Origin of the sequence: Parvibaculum sp. (assembly GCF_049671045.1) — a bacterium.
GTDB lineage: Bacteria > Pseudomonadota > Alphaproteobacteria > Parvibaculales > Parvibaculaceae > Parvibaculum.
In genome coordinates this window covers 15,518-31,863 of sequence record NZ_JBATUH010000034.1, presented here as the reverse complement: position 1 = coordinate 31,863, position 16,346 = coordinate 15,518, and the positions used below count along the sequence as shown (strand labels likewise).

The following is a 16,346-nucleotide window of genomic DNA, read 5'->3' as shown; positions in this document are numbered from 1 at the left end:
CATCCCGGTCGCCGCCCCCTCCCACCACTCTCTCAGCGCCTTGCCGATGCGGCAAGCTCACCACCGTAGCGCCATTCGAGGAATGTCTTGAGGACGAGGGTGACAAGCGCGAGGAGAGCCAGAAGCGAGGCAACCGCGAAGGCTGCAACGAAATTGTACTCATTGTAGAGAATCTCCACATGAAGCGGCATGGTGTTGGTCAAACCGCGGATATGCCCGGAAACAACCGAGACCGCGCCGAATTCGCCCATCGCGCGGGCGTTGCACAATAGCACGCCGTAGAGGAGCGCCCATTTTACATTGGGAAGCGTGACGCTCCAAAAGGTGCGAAAACCACCCGCGCCAAGCGACAGCGCGGCTTCCTCGTCCTCATTTCCCTGCGCCTGCATGATCGGAATGAGCTGGCGCGCCACGAAAGGAAACGTGACGAAGATTGTCGCGAGCACGATCCCCGGCACCGCGAAGATGATCTGGAGGTTGTGCGCGGCAAGCCACGCGCCGAAGAACCCTTGCGCGCCGAAGAGCAGCACATAGACGAGACCGGAAATGACCGGCGAAACGGAGAAGGGAAGATCTATGAGCGTGATGAGAAAGCTCTTCGCCGGAAACTCGAATTTCGCGATCGCCCATGAGGCGGCAAGGCCGAAGACGACATTGGCCGGCACCGCTATGGCCGACACGAGAAGCGTGAGCCTGATCGCCGATCGCGCATCGGGGTCGATGAGCGCCGAAAGATAGGCACCGAGCCCCTGCCGCAACGCCTCGGCGAAGACGACGATGAGCGGCAGCACGAGAAACGCGCCGAGATAGGAAATGGCGAGCCCGATCAGCAGCCATTTGGTGAGCGGCTTTTCGCTGATGGGCGAGCCTTCTTCGCGTCTGGTCCATTTGCTCATGATGCGTCCTCAGCTCGCATAGCCGGTGCGCCGCCGGCTCCAGGCTTGCAGCAGATTGACGATGAGCAGAACGCCGAACGAGAGAAGAAGCATGATGGCCGCGATCGCCGTGGCGCCCGCATAGTTGAACTCTTCGAGGCGAATGATGATGAGGAGCGGCGCGATCTCGGATTTGTAGGGAAGATTTCCGGCGATGAAGATGATGGAGCCGTATTCGCCCACCGCGCGCGCGAAGGCGAGCGCGAAGCCGGTGAGAAGCGGCGGAAGAAGTGCTGGAAAGATCACCCGCGTCGCGATCTGAAGCCGCGTCGCGCCGAGCGTCGCGGCCGCCTCTTCAAGCTCGGGCTCGAGATCGGATAGCACGGGCTGGAGCGTGCGCACGACGAAGGGAAGCCCGATGAAGACGCAGGCGATGACGACGCCGAGCGGCGTGAAGGCGGCCTTGATGCCCGCCTCGCCAAGTATCGACCCGATCCAGCCGTTCGGCGCGTAGAGCGCGGCGAGAGCAAGTCCCGACACCGCCGTCGGCAAGGCGAAGGGAAGATCGATCGCGGCATCGACGATGCGCCGGCCGGGAAAATCGTAGCGCACGAGAATCCAGGCAACGAGGAGCCCCGCGCCCGCATTGACCGCCGCGCCTATCAGCGCCGCGCCGAAGCTGAGCTTCAATGCGGCAAGCGTTCGCCCATCGGTGGCGAGCGCGACGAACGCATCCCAGCCGAGCCCGGCCGAGCGGATGAAGACCCCGGCCAGCGGAATGAGAACGATGAGCCCGAGATAGGCCATCGAAAAGCCGAAGGTGATGCCGAAGCCCGGAAGCACGGACGGGCTCCGGCTCGGCAAACGATCGGTGAGGGCGGCAACGCTCATATTTCTATGGCTCTCCTGCAAGGCGGGCCCTCTGGAGCGCGACCCGGGAAAGTGTAAACAATTTCACGGCAAGAATCCGCATCGGATTTAAATGCGCACCATTAAATGTGAATTATGGAATGAGAAGCGCGGGCGCCCCGCTGGGTTCACGCGCTCAGGGTCTGTAGACCTGATCGAAGAGCCCGCCATCGGCGAAGAATTTCTTCTGCGCCTCGCGCCAGCCGCCGAACTTGCCGTCGATCGTCACAAGCTCGATCTGCGGAAAGCGCTCGAGATCCTTGGGGTCGGCCGCCTGCGGATCGCGCGGGCGATAGAAATTCGCGGCGATGATCTTCTGCGCCGCCGGCGTGTAGAGATATTCGAGATAAGCCTCCGCGACCTTGCGCGTTCCGTTCGCCTCGGCATTGGCGTCGATAACGGCCACGGGCGGCTCGGTCAGGATGGAGATCGTCGGATAGACGATTTCGAACTGGCCGGGAAACTGCTTCAGGATGAGATAGGACTCGTTTTCCCAGTTGATGAGCACATCGCCGAGCCCGCGCTGGGCGAAGGTCGTGGTCGAACCGCGGGCGCCGGTATCGAGCACGGGAACGTTCCTGTAGAGGGCGCCGACGAATTCGCGCGCCTTCGCCTCGTCGCCGGCGAATTTCTTGTCCGCATAGGCCCAGGCGGCAAGGAAGTTCCAGCGCGCGCCGCCCGAAGTCTTGGGGTTGGGCGTGATGACGGCGACACCCGGCTTCACGAGGTCGTCCCAATCCTTGATGCCCTTGGGATTGCCCTTGCGAACCACGAAATTGATCGTCGAGGTATAGGGCGCGCTGTTGTCCGGCAGACGCGTCTGCCAGTTGTCCGGCAGCTTGCCGGTCAGCGCCGCGATCTGGTCGATATCGGAGGCGAGCGCGAGCGTCACCACATCGGCGGCAAGCCCGTCCACGACCGAGCGCGCCTGCTTGCCCGAGCCGCCATGCGACTGGCGGATGGCGACCGTTTCGCCGGTCTTCGCCTTCCAGTCGGCGGCGAAGGACTTGTTGATCGCTTCGTAAAGCTCGCGCGTCGGATCGTAGGAAACATTGAGCAGCGTCGTATCGGCCCTGACTTCCAGGGTCGAGGCGATCAACAGCAGCAAGGCGCCGACAAGCAGCGTCGCGCGCGCGGTCAGACTTGCCAGTCTCATGGTCGGTTTCCTTCGGTCATACTCGATCAAATTACTAGTGATAAATGTCAAAATTTTTTCAGGACGCCGGCTCAGTCGGAAAGAACGGCCTGGGCCCGGGAGGCGCTGGCGCCGCAAGCCTCTTCCAGCGTCAGCCCGTCGAGGATCGCCGCCGCCGCGTCGCGCACCTCGCGCATGGCCCGGCGGATGGCGCATCCCTTCTCGTCCACGCAGTCCACGCAGCGGCGGTAGCCCGTGAGGCTCGCACAGGGGATCGGCGCGAGCGGCCCATCCATGATCCTGATGATCTCGCCGAAGGTGATCGCATCGGCGGGCTTTGCGAGCGCATAGCCGCCATGCTTGCCGCGCTGGCTCTGCACAAGGCCCTGCCGGCGCAGATCGAGGAGGATCAGTTCCAGAAACTTGCGCGGCACATTCTGCCCCTCGGCGATATCGCCTGCCTGAAGCAGTTCTCCGCTCTTCTGTTCAGCGAGTGCGAGCATGGCCTTGAGTGCGTATTTGGCTTTTTGCGAGAGCATGTTTGTCTATCTGTTTTGTAGGGTAGGTGCCGGAATATCTTCGCGTCAACTATTTTTACGAAAAAAGTTTCACTACGAATTTAATAACGACTTCTGTATGTATAATTAGGATCGCTGCTATAGCCAGTAATCCGATCGGAATTGGGGGCATTATGACAGAGAGGCCCCTGCACCGAAACGGGCTGAAGCCAGGGCGCGGGGGAAACCGGGCCGTGCTCAGGCCGAGGCCGAGCCTGTGGCGAGATAGCGCTGCCAGGCGGCGATGAGGGCCGCGGCGCTCCCCCGGCCGAACACATAGCGGTCAGGCCGGACGAGGACCGCCTCATGGCCATCTAGAAGCGCGGCGACGGTCCCTTCCGGGTCGAGAAGCGCCCCGCCTGCAAGAGAGGCGACATACCCCCCGCTTGCTTCGAAGACGGCGGCTTCGTCCGTTCGCGCGCCGCCAAGGATGAGCAACGGGACGAGGCCCGCTTCATCGTCGAGCCGCCTGCGGCCGTCGCCCGACCTCAGCCACGGCTCGGGGAAAACCGTGCCCGCCGCCTGGTCATGCTCGATCCCGCCGCTCGTCATCCGCGGCAGACCTGGCATGATCGCAAAACGCTCCGCCTCGGGCCTCGCCGTCATGTCGCGGTCGCGCGCCGCGGCAACCTCTTCGTTCTGTGTGCAGACGACCTTGCCCATGAAGACCGCCATTTCGGTGATCGCGCGGACATGCGGGTCGCGCTCGCGCTGATAACTATCGAGGAGAGCGTCCGACGCCCGGCCGTTGAGACAGGCCGCGAGCTTCCAGGCGAGATTGGCCGCGTCGCGCGTGCCCGAACAAAGCCCCTGCCCCATGAAAGGCGGCATCTGATGGGCGGCATCGCCCGCGAGCAGCACCCGCCCCTTGCGCCACATGCGGGCATGGACCGCATGGAAGCGATAGACCGCGCGCCGGTCGATCTCGACTGCGGACGGATCGACGACTTCCGAGACGAGCGCATTGAGGAAATTGTCCTCCGTGACCTCTTCGGGCTTCTCGCCGGGACGCAGCATGAATTCCCAGCGATGACGCCCCGGCGCCATCGGCATCGAGGTCACGGGCCGTTTCGGATCGCAATGCTGAAGGCCGATGGTGCCAAGCCGCTCGCGCCCGTCCTTGAGCCGCGCATCGATGACGAGCCAGGGCTCATCGAAGCCCATATCGTCGAGTTCGATGCCGAGACGGCGGCGGACGAGACTCTGCCCGCCATCGCAGCCGACGAGATAGCGCGCCCGAAGCTCATAGGCGCCATCGGGCCCCGCGACCTCGGCGCGAACGCCCTCGCCATCCGCATCGAAACCCGTGAGCGCATGGCCGAGCCGCGTCGAAACGGATGGAAGCGCCGCCAGGCCCTCCCTGAGCGCGTGTTCGAGCGTCGGCTGGTGAAACATCGAACTCATGGGAAAGCCGGTCGGGGCAAGCCCCGCGCCGGGCCTGAAGCCCATGAGCAACTCGCCGCCGCCGGTCCGAAACTCATAGGCCGAGAGAGGCTGGCTCGCACGCGACACGGCCTCGGCCGCGCCTGCGAGATGCAGAAGCCGCATCGTCTCGTGATCGAGATGCGCCGCGCGCGGCAGCGGATAGACCGCTGTGTCGCGGTCGATCGCGACGACCTCGACGCCGAGCCGGCCGAGATAGACCGCAAGCGCCGCGCCGACGGGCCCGAGCCCCGAAATCAGAACCTCTGTCTTCGCGCCCGGCATGCGTCCTCCCCGGATTTTTCAGCCGATGACGGTTTCGGCCTTTTCAGGCACGACACGATTTTCGATGGCGCCGAGCTTCTCGATCTCGACCTTCACGACATCGCCCGCCTTGAGGAAGACCGGCGGCTTCATGGCAACGCCGACGCCGCCCGACGTGCCGGTGAAGATGATGTCGCCCGCCTCCAGCGTGAAGGCTTGCGTCAGATGCGCGATCTCGTCGAAACAGTTGAAGATGAGATGCCGCGTGTTCGAGTTCTGCCGAAGCTCGCCATTGACCCAGCATCTGATGTCGAGCGCGTGCGGATCGCCGACCTCGTCCGGCGTCACGATCCACGGGCCGATTGGCCCATGCGTATCGAAGCTCTTGCCGATCTGCCAGGTGTTCGTCCTGAGCTGCCAGTCGCGCACGCTGACATCGTTGCCGACGAAATAGCCCGCGATCACCTCATGCGCGCGCTCCTTCGGCACATGCTTGCAGCGCTTGCCGATGACGAAGCACATCTCGGCCTCGTAATCGAGCATGGTCGAGACGAAGGGCAGATTGATCGTGCCGTAAGGATCCTGCACGCAGGTGCGCTGCTTGTTGAACCATGTCTGGTGCTCCGGCAGCGCCATGCCGCTTTCCTCGACATGGTCGCGATAGTTGAGACCGATGGCGAGGATCTTGCCGGGCCTGAGCACCGGCGCGCGAAGCTGAACCTCGCCGAGCGGGATCGCGGCGGCGCCGGCCGAAGCCTCGCGCGCCTGCGCCATCGCGCCATCGCCCGCCTCGAGAAAGCCGACCATGTCGCGCGGGAGCCCGGGCGCCGCGGCGGCGAGATCGACAATGCCGTCGCCGCGCACGACGCCGATGCGCGTTTCGCCATTATGGGTGAAGGTTGCAAGCTTCATCTTCTGTCCTTTTCGTATTCGTTGATGCGCGATCAGCTTCCCATGCTGGGCGGAGCAGGCGGGCCCCATTGATTGCCGACGAGATCGTCGAGGCCGACGACATTGGGCGGCGTTCCATTGTTGAAGAGATCGCCATCGGTCCAGTGCTCGACCGTATGGCCCCACGGGTCGCGCCAGTAATCGAAGATCTGGCTGCCGAGTATGTGCCGCCCGACGCCCCATTCATGCCGCCTTCCGGCCTTTTGCAGATGATCGTGCCCGGCCATCAGATCGTCGAGATTGGCGACCTCGAAAGCGGCGTGATTGAAACCGCGCGCGCCCGTACCGACGAGAAAGAGCGTGTGGTGATCGACATGGACGGAGCCGCGATCGCAGCGCAGGAAGGCGCCGAGCGGCGCGCCCGGCGCAAGCTCGATTTCATCGGAGGTCACGAGGCCGAGGCGGCTCTTGTACCAGCTCTCGCTCCTGCGGAAATCGGTGACATTGAGAACGCAATGGCCGAGGCGCTTGACCTGCGACGGCGAAACGCCGATGCGGAGCGCCGCGCCGACCCTGTTCTTCGTCTCGCCGTCATTGTGGCGGAGGCGGCGGAGAACCGGCAGCGCCTCGGGCGGCGTCTGGCCCGCGATCACATCGACGGGAACGCCGTCCGGATCGGTGAGACGAAGGATCTTGCCGCCGCCCGGCATCGGGCTGTCCTCGACGGTCGCGCCTTCGGACGAGGCGAGGCGCGCGAGATCGTCGGTCGTTTCGGCATGGAAGCCGATACCGGCAAATCCCGCCTCTCCCTTTTCCGTCACATGGCAGAAGGGCCTCGGATCGCTGCCGCGCATATAGAGCGTGTCGCCCTCCCGCGCCGCGCGGCTCAGGCCGAACTCGATGAGAAAAGCCTCCATCTGATCGAGATCGGGCGCACGAAAGCGCACATAGGCGATATCAGTCACACGGATCATCGGATGGTCCCTCCTTGTGCCATGGCCGGTGCGAGCCTCACTTCCAGACCGCGAGGTGATCGACATCGAACGGTCGCGCCAGAATGCGCGAAATATGCGCGGGCCTGACGCCGAGCCCCTGAAGCAGCACGGTCGCAAGCTCCTGCGCGTAGCCGCCTCCCGTCAGCACGTCCCTCGTCGCGCCGGTATCGAGCAGATGCCTCATCCCCGTCGTCGCGACGCCCAGAACGAGATGAAGCGCCGCCTCGATCGAGGGCACGCGCAGCACGCCCCTGGCGATCCCGTCAGCGAGGTCTTCCAGAAGATGCTGGTTCGCGTCCTTGAGGGCCTCCGCCCCGCCCTCATAGATGCGGGCAAGAATACGCGCATGGACCGGGTTGCGGACGGCGAAGGCGAGGTAGAGCTTCACGCCGCGCGACACGCGCTCGGCCGGATCCCCGATCCCTTCATTGATTTCCGCCACCGCCGCATTCATTTCGTGCCGCACGCTCGAGGCGACGGCGCGCGCGATCTCCGCCCGGTCGGTGAAGTAGTTGTAGAAGGTGCCCTTGGCGACGCCGGCGACATCGACGATCTCGTCGATGGTCGTGGCATCGACCCCCTGCCGCGCGAAAAGGCGCATCGCCGCCTCGATGAGGAGGCGGCGCATCCGCTCCCGGCGGCGCTGTCCGGCTTCCGTGAGCTTTTCCACCTGCATCGTCTTTCCGGCCATGAGGCTCCTCCTTTCCAATATGACTAAACGGTCATAAAATGACTGTACAGTCAAAAAATCAGCGAGGGGCGAAAATTGGAGTGGCGCGGTCCTGCAACACTCAGTTGCATGGCTCGCGCTTTCAAGCCGGGCGGCGGCGCATTATGTCAGCAGCGACGGGACCACCCCCTCGCCTGAAGGAGATGCCCATGCCGCGTATGCCGAGCCTTTTCATTTCTCATGGATCGCCCATGCTCGCCTTCGAGGACGGGCCCGCCCGGCGCTTCCTGCTCGGCCTTGCCCCGCTTCTCCCCGAGCCGCGGGCGATCCTCGTTATCTCGGCGCATTTTGAAACCGGCCTGCCGACCGTGACGACGAATCCGGCGCCGGACACGATCCACGATTTCTACGGCTTCCCGCAGGCGCTCTACCGGCTGCGCTACCCCGCCCCCGGCGCGCCCGAGCTTGGCCAGCGCATCGCGGATCTCCTCTCATCGCAAGGCTTCGAGACGGCGACGGACCCCGATCGCGGCTTCGATCATGGCGCCTGGGTGCCGATGATACTTATCAATCCCCATGCGGATATCCCCGTCATCCAGCTTTCGATCACCCCGCAGCACGATGCCGCCTGGCACTACCGCCTCGGCGAGGCGCTGCGTCCCTTGCGCGATGAGGGCGTGATGATCCTCGCCACGGGCTCGATCACGCATAATCTGCGCGACCTGACGCGCACCTCGCCCGATGCACCGCCGGCCGCCTGGGCCTCGGCCTTCACCGAATGGATCGACGAAAAGGTCGAGGCCCGCGCCATCGACGATCTTCTGCACTATCGCGAAAGGGCGCCGAATGCGGCGCATGCCCATCCGACGGAAGATCACATCCTGCCCTTCTTCGTGGCGCTCGGCGCGGGCGGCGAAGGCGAGCCCACAGCCCGGCTGCACCACAGCTTCACCTATGGCGCGCTCGGAATGGATGCCTACGCCTTCGGCGCCTTGCCCGGCTGAAGCCCCGGCCGCAGGGAGCTTCCCTCCGGCAGCAATCCGCCGAGCAGAATGCCGATCTGCGTCTCGATCAGCGCCTCGCGGGACCAGGGAAAATCCACATGCGTGATCATGAGCGAGACGAGCCCGTGGCCCGCCGCCCAGATGGCTTCCGCGACGAGTTCCGGGTCGCCCGGACGGATGTGCCCCCTCGCGATGAGGTCGCGCACCTGATCCTGAAGATAGCCGAAGGCGATGGCCCCCTTCGACGGCTGGATGGGCAGGGGCTGCCCCGGAACCTGACGATGCATGCCCCGCCGCTCGAAGCCCGGCACATTCGTCATGAACACGAGGCGGTATTCGTCGGGATGTGAAAGCCCGACTTCGACATAGCTCCGCATGGCGCGGGTGAGCCAGTCCACCGGATCGACGGCCTCGGCCGCCATTTTCTCGCTGTCGGCGATGAGGTCGGAGAAGAAATCCTCGGCGATCGCGAAAAGGATCGCCTCCTTGTCCTCGAAATGCTGGTAGATCGCCGCCTGCGTGATGCCGACCCGCCGGGCGATGTTGCGCATCGTCACCCGCTCGATCCCGCCCGCCGCGAAGAGCGCCTTGGCCGCTGCGATGATCTGGATGCGCCGTTCCGCCGGCGGGAGCCGCCGTCGCGGCGCGCGTTTGGGAAGACGTCGCGCTTTGGGCTTCGGCTGGGTTTTCGATGTCCGGGCGGCTGGAGACATTCTTTTAATTAACACCGTTCAGTTACTCTTGACCAGACCGCCGGACATACTAAATAAACACCGTTCGGTACTTGGCTCGAACCTGGGGCGCGCGCATGGCGGATTCACGCAAATCACTGGCGGCCATGGCCGTCCTTCTCGTGGCTCTTTCAGGCTGCGGCGAAGGCAGATCGGACGAAGCTGCCGAGGCGCCCTCCGCCACGCCCGTGCTCGTCGCGGCCGCCCGCCCCGCCTCCGGCAGCCATGATGTCGTCGCCTATGGCATGGTCCGCTCGGACAAGGAGGCCCTGCTCTCCTTCAAGATCGGCGGCCTCATCAAGTCGCTCAAGGTCGATACCGGCGACAAGGTCGCGAAAGGCCAGCTTCTCGCCGAGCTCGACCAGCGCGAAATCGATGCGCAGCTGAAACGCGCCGTCGCCGCCGCCGAAAAGGCCCGCCGCGATCTCGCCCGCATCGAGCCCCTCGTCAAGAAGGGCTTCGTCAGCATCCAGAAGGAGCAGGACGCAAGAAGCGCCCTCGACATGGCGCTTGCCGACCGTCAGGCCGTCGAATTCAACCGCAGCCTCGCCCGGATCGTGGCTCCCGCCGACGGCGTGGTGCTCTCCCGCCATGCGGACATCAACGAGATCGTCGGGATCGGCGCGCCGGTGCTCACCGTCAGCCAGGGCTCGGAAGGGTACATCCTCAAGGCCGGGCTCAGCGACCGCGATGTCGCCCGCCTCACCGTCGGCGACAGTGCGAAGGTGACGCTCGACGCCTTCCCCGGCACGGTGATCGACGGCATCGTCCGCCGCAAATCGGCGACGAGCGACGCCCGCACCGGCACGTTCGAAGTCGAGATCGCGCTCTCCTCCGCGCCGTCCGGCGTCGAAAGCGGCTTCATGGGCGAGGCGCGCATCACTCCGAAAGCGGACGAGAAGGCGCCGAGGCTCGCCATTCCTGCCTCCGCCATTCTCGAAGGCCATGGCTCGACCGCGACCGTCTATATGCTTGACCCCGCAACATCGACCGTCCGCCTGACGCGCATCGGCATCGCCGCCATCCGCGGCGATGAGGTCATCATCGCCGATGGCTTGCAGCCGGGAACGGAGGTGGTGAGCGCGGGCGCGCCCTATCTGCGCGACGGCGCGACAGTCAAGGTCGTGACCGACCTCGCCGATTTGCAGCCCAAGGCCGGGCCGCGCACATGATCCTCGGAAAAATCAGCGGCTTCTTCGTCCGCAACTGGCAGTTCACGCTCGTGCTGTTCGGCCTTCTGGTGATGATGGGCGTCAACTCCTTCAAGAGCATCCCGCGCGCCGAGGACCCCGATTTCCCGATCCCCTTCGCCGTCGTCACCGCCGTGATGCCGGGCGCCGATCCCGCCGACATGGAAAAGCTCGTCGTCCGCCCGATCGAGGATGCGGTGAACGGCCTCGACGATCTGGAGAACATCGCCAGCCGCGCGGAGGATGGCGTTGCGAGCATCTCCATCGAGTTCAGCTGGTCGACGCCCGATCCCGACAAGCGCTATGACGACGTGGTACGCGAGATCAACGCGCTGCGCGGCAGCCTGCCCTCCGGTCTTCAGGTGCTGCAGGTCGACAAGTTCCGCCCCTCCCTCACCAACATGGTGCAGGTGGCGCTGGTGAGCGAGACCGCGCCCGCCCGCGAACTCGAGGATGTGGCGAGGGACCTCCGCGACGAGATCGACCGCGCGCCGGGCGTGCATGAAACCAAGGTTTGGGGACTGCCGCCTTCGGAAGTGCGCGTGGCGGTCAATTTCGGCCGCCTGGCGAGCCTCGGCATCCCCGTCACCGCGGTGGCGAACGCCATCGGCGCCGAAAGCAGGGACATTCCCGGCGGCCCCATTCATTCCGGAACGCGCCGCTTCAACATCAAGACGACCGGCGGCTTCAAGGATCTCGACCAGATCCGCAACACCGTCATCGGTTCCTATCAGGGCCGCGTGGTGAAGGTCGGCGATGTCGCCGACGTCACCTGGTCGCAACCGGAAGCCGGCCACCTCGCCTGGTACAATGGCAAGCGCGCCGTCTTCATCACCGCCAACCAGAAGGCGGACCAGAACATCTTCGAGGTCCGAAACGGCATCTACAAGGCGCTCGACCGCTTCGAGAGCAGGCTGCCGAAGGATATCGAACTCGAGCGCGCCTTCGACCAGTCCGTCTCCGTGCATGAGCGGCTGAGCCATCTCTATCGTGACTTCGCCATCGCGCTCGGCCTCGTGCTCATCACCCTCCTGCCGCTCGGCCCGCGCGCCTCCGTCGTCGTCATGATGTCGATCCCGCTGTCGCTGGCGATTGGCCTCTCCATGATGCAGTTCGCGGGCTTCTCGCTCAATCAGCTCTCGATTGCGGGCTTCGTCATCGCTCTCGGTCTTCTCGTCGACGATTCGATCGTCGTGGTGGAGAACATCGAGCGGCATCTGCGCGAGGGCAAACGCCGGATCGAGGCCGCCATCGCCGCAACCTCTCAGATCTCGATCGCCGTGGTGGGATGCACCGCGGCGCTGCTCTTCGCGTTCCTGCCGCTGCTCTCGCTGCCCGAAGGCGCGGGCAAGTTCACCCGCTCGCTTCCCGTCGCCGTCACACTCACCATCATGGCCTCGCTGGTCGTCTCCCTGACCATCATCCCGTTCCTGTCGAGCAGGCTGCTGAGCAAGAACTCGCACCCCGAAGGCAATATCTTTCTGCGCGCGGTAATGAGCGGCATCCAGCGCGTCTATCGCCCGCTGCTGCATCATGCCCTGACGCGCCCGCGCCAGACGGTCATCGGCGCGCTCGCCGTCTGCTTCGCGAGCCTCGCCCTCATTCCGGTCATCGGCTTCAGCCTGTTCCCGCCCGCCGACAGCAAGCAGTTCCTCGTTCACATCGAGACGCCGCAGGGCACCGGACAGCAGGAAACGAAACGCGCGCTCGAATTCGTGGAGCACACGCTCGCGAAGTATCCCGAGATCGTCTGGCGCATGTCCAACCTCGGACACGCCAACCCGCAGATCTATTACAACATCCGCTCCATGGAGACGCGCGCCAACATGGCCGAGGTCTTTGTCGAGCTGACGGAATTCAACGAGAAACGCACGCCGCGCCTCTTCGACGAGCTACGCGCGGAATTCGCCCGCTATCCGGGAGCGCAGATCATCCTGCGCGTCTTCCAGAACGGCCCGCCCATCGAGGCGCCGGTCGCCGTCCGCATCGTCGGCCCGGACCTTGCCGTGCTGAAACAGCTGGCCGCGCAAACCGCCCATATCATCGAGGAAACACCCGGCACGCGCGACGTCTTCAACCCGGCGCAGCTCGACCGCACCGACCTCGACCTCGGCGTCAACACGGAGAAGGCGGCGCTGATGAACGTGCTGCCGGGTGAGATCGACCGGACCGTGCGCCTCGCCATCGTCGGCGAGACGGCAGGGTATTATCGCGAGGCGAATGGAGAGCAATACAACATCACCGTGCGCCTGCCGCTCGACGATCATCACTCGGTCGACGCGCTGCAGAAGGTCTATGTGCCGACGGCGGACGGCAACTCCGTGCCGCTCGGCCTCCTGACCGCACCGCGCCTAGAATCGAATCCCGGCCGCATCGACCGCTACAACCGCGAGCGCCTGGTCACGATCACCGCCTATACGAAGACCGGCTACAACACATCGAAGGTGACGGACGCGATCTTCGCCAAGCTCTCAGCCCTGCCCCTGCCGCCCGGCTACGAACTCCGCAAGGGCGGCGAGGCCGAAGCCGCCAGCAAGAGCTTCGCCGGCCTGTGGAACGCGGTGCTGATCGCCATTTGCGGCATTCTCGCGGTACTCATTCTCGAGTTCCGCTCCTTCCGCGCCATGCTTGTCGTCGCGGGCGTCATTCCGCTCGGCATATTCGGCGGCGTCGCCTCGCTCTATCTCTCTGGCTATTCGCTCTCCTTTACGGCCGTCATAGGCTTCATCGCGCTCATCGGCATCGAAGTTAAGAACTCGATCCTGCTGGTCGACTTCACCAACCAGCTTCGCCGGCTCGGAACGCCGCTGATGGAAGCGATCGAGCAGGCAGGCGAAATCCGCTTCCTGCCAGTCCTTCTCACTTCGGCGACCGCCATTGGCGGCCTGCTGCCCCTCGCGCTGCAGGGCTCGGGTCTTTATTCGCCGCTTGCATGGGTGATCATCGGCGGGCTTCTGTCATCGACCTTCCTGTCGCGACTGGTGACGCCTGCCATGTATCTCCTCCTCGCACCGAAGACCCTTGTCGATCCGGGCGCGGAAGAAGCGGGCGCGCTTGCAGGCGCACCCGCCGACTGAAACTGGATGGCTGAGAGGCTGAGAGGCCGGGAGGCTGAGGGCCTTAGACGCTGAGAGGCCGCAGGGCTTACAGGCTGGAAGGCTGGAGCCACCGGACCGGCGACTGCGCTTCAGGAGTTCCCGTCCCGCATATTCAACCGGACAAAGAAAAAGGGCGGCCATCTGGCCGCCCTTTTCCTTTTCCGTTTCCGTTTTGCCTCGCCCGATCAGTGAGCGTGGCGGATGGCGCGTGCTTCTTCTTCCGTGAGCGGCTTGCGCTTCAGCGGCCAGATATATTCGAGCGCCGCCACGAGTGCCGGCAGGAGCGTCACCGCACCGATCATGTTCACGATGAACATGAAGGTGAGCAGGAGGCCCATATCGGCCTGGAACTTCAGTGCCGAGAAGCTCCAGGTCGAGACGCCGATCGCCAGCGTGCCGCCCGTGAACATCGTCGCCGAGCCCACGTCATTGAGCGCCTGGAGATAGGCCTGATGCGGTGAGACGCCCATGCGCATGTAGCGCTGGATACGGTTGTACTCGTAGATGCCGTAGTCGACACCGATACCGACGGCGATCGCGAGCACCGGCAGTGTCGAGATCTTGAGGCCGATACCGGCGGCCGTCAGGAACCAGTTGCCGATGATCGTCGCAAGCACCAGCGGGATGACGCAGCAGAGCGCGCCTCGCCACTCGCGATAGACGAAGATGACCAGCGTCATGACGACGGCATAGACGTAGAGCAGCATCGGCAGCTCGGCATGCTCGACCACGGTGTTGGTCGCCGAGGTGATGGTGACGTTGCCCGTGCCGATGCGGAGCTTGAGGTCATCGCGCTTGTGCGCCGGATCGTTGATCCAGGCTTCAGTCGCGTCGACGACGCGCTTCACCGTCTCGGCCTTGGTGTCGGTGATGTAGATCTGGACACCGAGCGTCTTGCACTCCGTATCGACAAGCATGGTCGAGCTTGCGACGCTGGACGTCGCCTGGGCGAGAGCGGTCGGGTCACGCGGAAGCGCCGCCCATTTCGGGTTGCCTTCCTGCCACATGCTGTTGATGGACTTCGCCACGAAGGGAAGGCTCACCACCGTCTGCACGCCGGGCACGTTGCGCATGTCCCACGTGAACGTGTCGATGTAGCGCATCTTGTCATAGTCGACGCAAGCGACGTCATTGGACTCGACGATTACGTTCATGACGTTGAGGCCGAGGCGGAAGTGGTCAGCGATATATTCGCTGTCGAGGTTGTAGCGCGCATTCGGCCACAGCTCGCCCGCGCCCGCATGGACGTCACCGATCTGGCGCTCGCGGCTTTCATAGAGGCCGACCGCACCGAGAATGAGGCAGAACACGATGAAGATGAACGCCTGCTTCGGCTTGGCAATGGCGGAGAGGAACGGCCAGAACTTGGCGCGCACCTCCATCGCGTGCCGCACCTTGTCGCCATATTCCGCGCCCGGCGCGACATAGGAGACGATGAGCGGCAGCATCACGAGGTTCGAGATGATCTTGAACGCAACACCGATCGAGGCGGTGACGGAGAGTTCACGGATCATGCCGATCGGGATGATGTAGAGCGTCGCAAAACCGGCGAGACAGGTCAGCAGCGCCACGGCGCCCGGACGCAGCAGGAAGGTAAAGGTCGCGCGCGCGGCGGCATCCTTGTCGAGGCCGGCGGCGATTTCGGCGCCGACCATGTTGATCTGCTGCACGCCGTGGCTGACGCCGATGGCGAAGACGAGGAACGGCACGAGCACGGCGAGAGGATCGAGGCCGTATCCCATGAGGTGCAGAACGCCGAATTGCCAGATGAGCGAACAGAGCGAACAGCTCACCGTGACGATCGTCAGCAGCCATGACCGGCAATAGAGCCAGAGCATGAGACAGGTGAGCACGAAGGCGACGGCGAAGAACACGACGACCGACTTGGCGCCATCGGCAATGTCGCCGATGAGCTTGGCGAAGCCGACGATCTTCACGTCGGTGTCGGCATTCGTGTATTTGGCGCGGATGTTCTTTTCGAGGAGGTTCGCGACCTTGAAGTAGTCGAGCTTCTGGTGCGTTTCAGGATCGACCTCGAGCAGCTCGGCCGCGATCATGGCGGAGCGGAAGTCCGTGGAGACGAGGCGGCCGACGAGATTGGCGCGCAGCACGTTCTGCATCACGGTCTTGATGCCTTCGGGCGTTGGTCTGAAATTCGCCGGTATGACGTCGCCCGCTTCGAGACCTTGTTCGGTCACGGCGATGTAGCGCGTGTTCGGCGTCCACAGCGAGGTCACGCGGTGGCGGGCAATGCCCGGAATGTAGAAGACGTCCTGCGTCGCATCGTTGAGCGTCTTGAGGAAGTCGGCCGAGAAGATATCGCCCTTCTTGTTCTCGAGAACCACGATGATGCGGTTGCCGCCGCCAAAACCATCCACATATTTGAAGTAGGTTTCGATGTACGAGTTGCCGACCGGAAGCATCTTCAGGAATCCGGCGTCCATGCGGAGCTGGATGGCGAAATAGAACATAACGATCGTGATGACGGCCAGGATCGCTAGGATCACGGCGCGAAGGCCAAACACGATGTTTTCGATACGCTGCAAGGTAACCTCCCCTAGGGACGCGCAGTCCTCACGCCGGCGACTGCATCGGAATACTCTGG

General features: G+C 64.2%; 13 protein-coding genes. 3 read left to right on the top strand and 10 right to left on the bottom strand.

What is annotated here, in order from left to right; all coding sequences use genetic code 11:
- Window positions 1-32: 32 nt before the first annotated feature.
- From cysW to WBG82_RS04350, 8 genes are all read right to left on the bottom strand, one after another.
- Complete coding sequence (gene cysW, locus WBG82_RS04385; protein WP_424421860.1) at window positions 33-896, bottom strand: sulfate ABC transporter permease subunit CysW; 864 nt, start codon at window positions 894-896, stop codon at window positions 33-35.
- Between the two features lie 9 nt (window positions 897-905).
- A complete protein-coding gene (gene cysT / locus WBG82_RS04380; RefSeq protein WP_424421858.1) occupies window positions 906-1,766 on the bottom strand; it encodes a sulfate ABC transporter permease subunit CysT in 861 nt (286 codons plus the stop codon).
- A gap of 154 nt (window positions 1,767-1,920) precedes the next feature.
- Window positions 1,921-2,940, bottom strand: a complete 1,020-nt coding sequence (locus WBG82_RS04375) for a sulfate ABC transporter substrate-binding protein (protein ID WP_424421855.1) — start codon at window positions 2,938-2,940, stop codon at window positions 1,921-1,923.
- 71 nt (window positions 2,941-3,011) lie between these two features.
- Window positions 3,012-3,458: an RrF2 family transcriptional regulator gene (locus tag WBG82_RS04370; protein ID WP_424421852.1), complete on the bottom strand. Its 447-nt coding sequence runs from the start codon at window positions 3,456-3,458 to the stop codon at window positions 3,012-3,014.
- Between the two features lie 216 nt (window positions 3,459-3,674).
- Window positions 3,675-5,183, bottom strand: coding sequence for a bifunctional 3-(3-hydroxy-phenyl)propionate/3-hydroxycinnamic acid hydroxylase (locus WBG82_RS04365; RefSeq protein WP_424421849.1), 1,509 nt, complete (start codon window positions 5,181-5,183; stop codon window positions 3,675-3,677).
- A gap of 18 nt (window positions 5,184-5,201) precedes the next feature.
- Window positions 5,202-6,074: a fumarylacetoacetate hydrolase family protein gene (locus WBG82_RS04360; protein WP_424421846.1), complete on the bottom strand. Its 873-nt coding sequence runs from the start codon at window positions 6,072-6,074 to the stop codon at window positions 5,202-5,204.
- A gap of 32 nt (window positions 6,075-6,106) precedes the next feature.
- Window positions 6,107-7,027, bottom strand: coding sequence for a VOC family protein (locus WBG82_RS04355; protein WP_424421844.1), 921 nt, complete (start codon window positions 7,025-7,027; stop codon window positions 6,107-6,109).
- Window positions 7,028-7,064: 37 nt separating this feature from the next.
- Window positions 7,065-7,739, bottom strand: a complete 675-nt coding sequence (locus tag WBG82_RS04350) for a TetR/AcrR family transcriptional regulator (protein ID WP_424421842.1) — start codon at window positions 7,737-7,739, stop codon at window positions 7,065-7,067.
- Between the two features lie 188 nt (window positions 7,740-7,927).
- On the opposite strand from WBG82_RS04350, the gene WBG82_RS04345 reads away from it, so the two are divergent.
- Window positions 7,928-8,722 (top strand): dioxygenase, encoded by a 795-nt coding sequence (locus tag WBG82_RS04345; RefSeq protein WP_424421840.1) that lies wholly within the window; start codon window positions 7,928-7,930, stop codon window positions 8,720-8,722.
- On the opposite strand, the gene WBG82_RS04340 is transcribed toward WBG82_RS04345, so the two are convergent.
- Window positions 8,695-9,435 (bottom strand): TetR/AcrR family transcriptional regulator, encoded by a 741-nt coding sequence (locus WBG82_RS04340; RefSeq protein WP_424421837.1) that lies wholly within the window; start codon window positions 9,433-9,435, stop codon window positions 8,695-8,697. The two genes, WBG82_RS04345 and WBG82_RS04340, sit on opposite strands and share 28 nt — an antisense overlap.
- 95 nt (window positions 9,436-9,530) lie before the next feature.
- Between WBG82_RS04340 and WBG82_RS04335 the strand changes: the two genes are divergently transcribed.
- Both WBG82_RS04335 and WBG82_RS04330 read left to right on the top strand, forming a co-directional pair.
- Complete coding sequence (locus tag WBG82_RS04335; protein ID WP_424421835.1) at window positions 9,531-10,625, top strand: efflux RND transporter periplasmic adaptor subunit; 1,095 nt, start codon at window positions 9,531-9,533, stop codon at window positions 10,623-10,625.
- Complete coding sequence (locus WBG82_RS04330; protein WP_424421832.1) at window positions 10,622-13,720, top strand: efflux RND transporter permease subunit; 3,099 nt, start codon at window positions 10,622-10,624, stop codon at window positions 13,718-13,720. Before WBG82_RS04335 ends, WBG82_RS04330 begins: the two co-directional genes overlap by 4 nt.
- Before the next feature lie 206 nt (window positions 13,721-13,926).
- Here WBG82_RS04330 and WBG82_RS04325 read toward each other — a convergent pair whose 3' ends face one another.
- On the bottom strand, window positions 13,927-16,287 hold the full coding sequence (locus WBG82_RS04325) for an efflux RND transporter permease subunit (protein WP_424421829.1): 2,361 nt from the start codon (window positions 16,285-16,287) through the stop codon (window positions 13,927-13,929).
- Window positions 16,288-16,346: the final 59 nt, after the last annotated feature.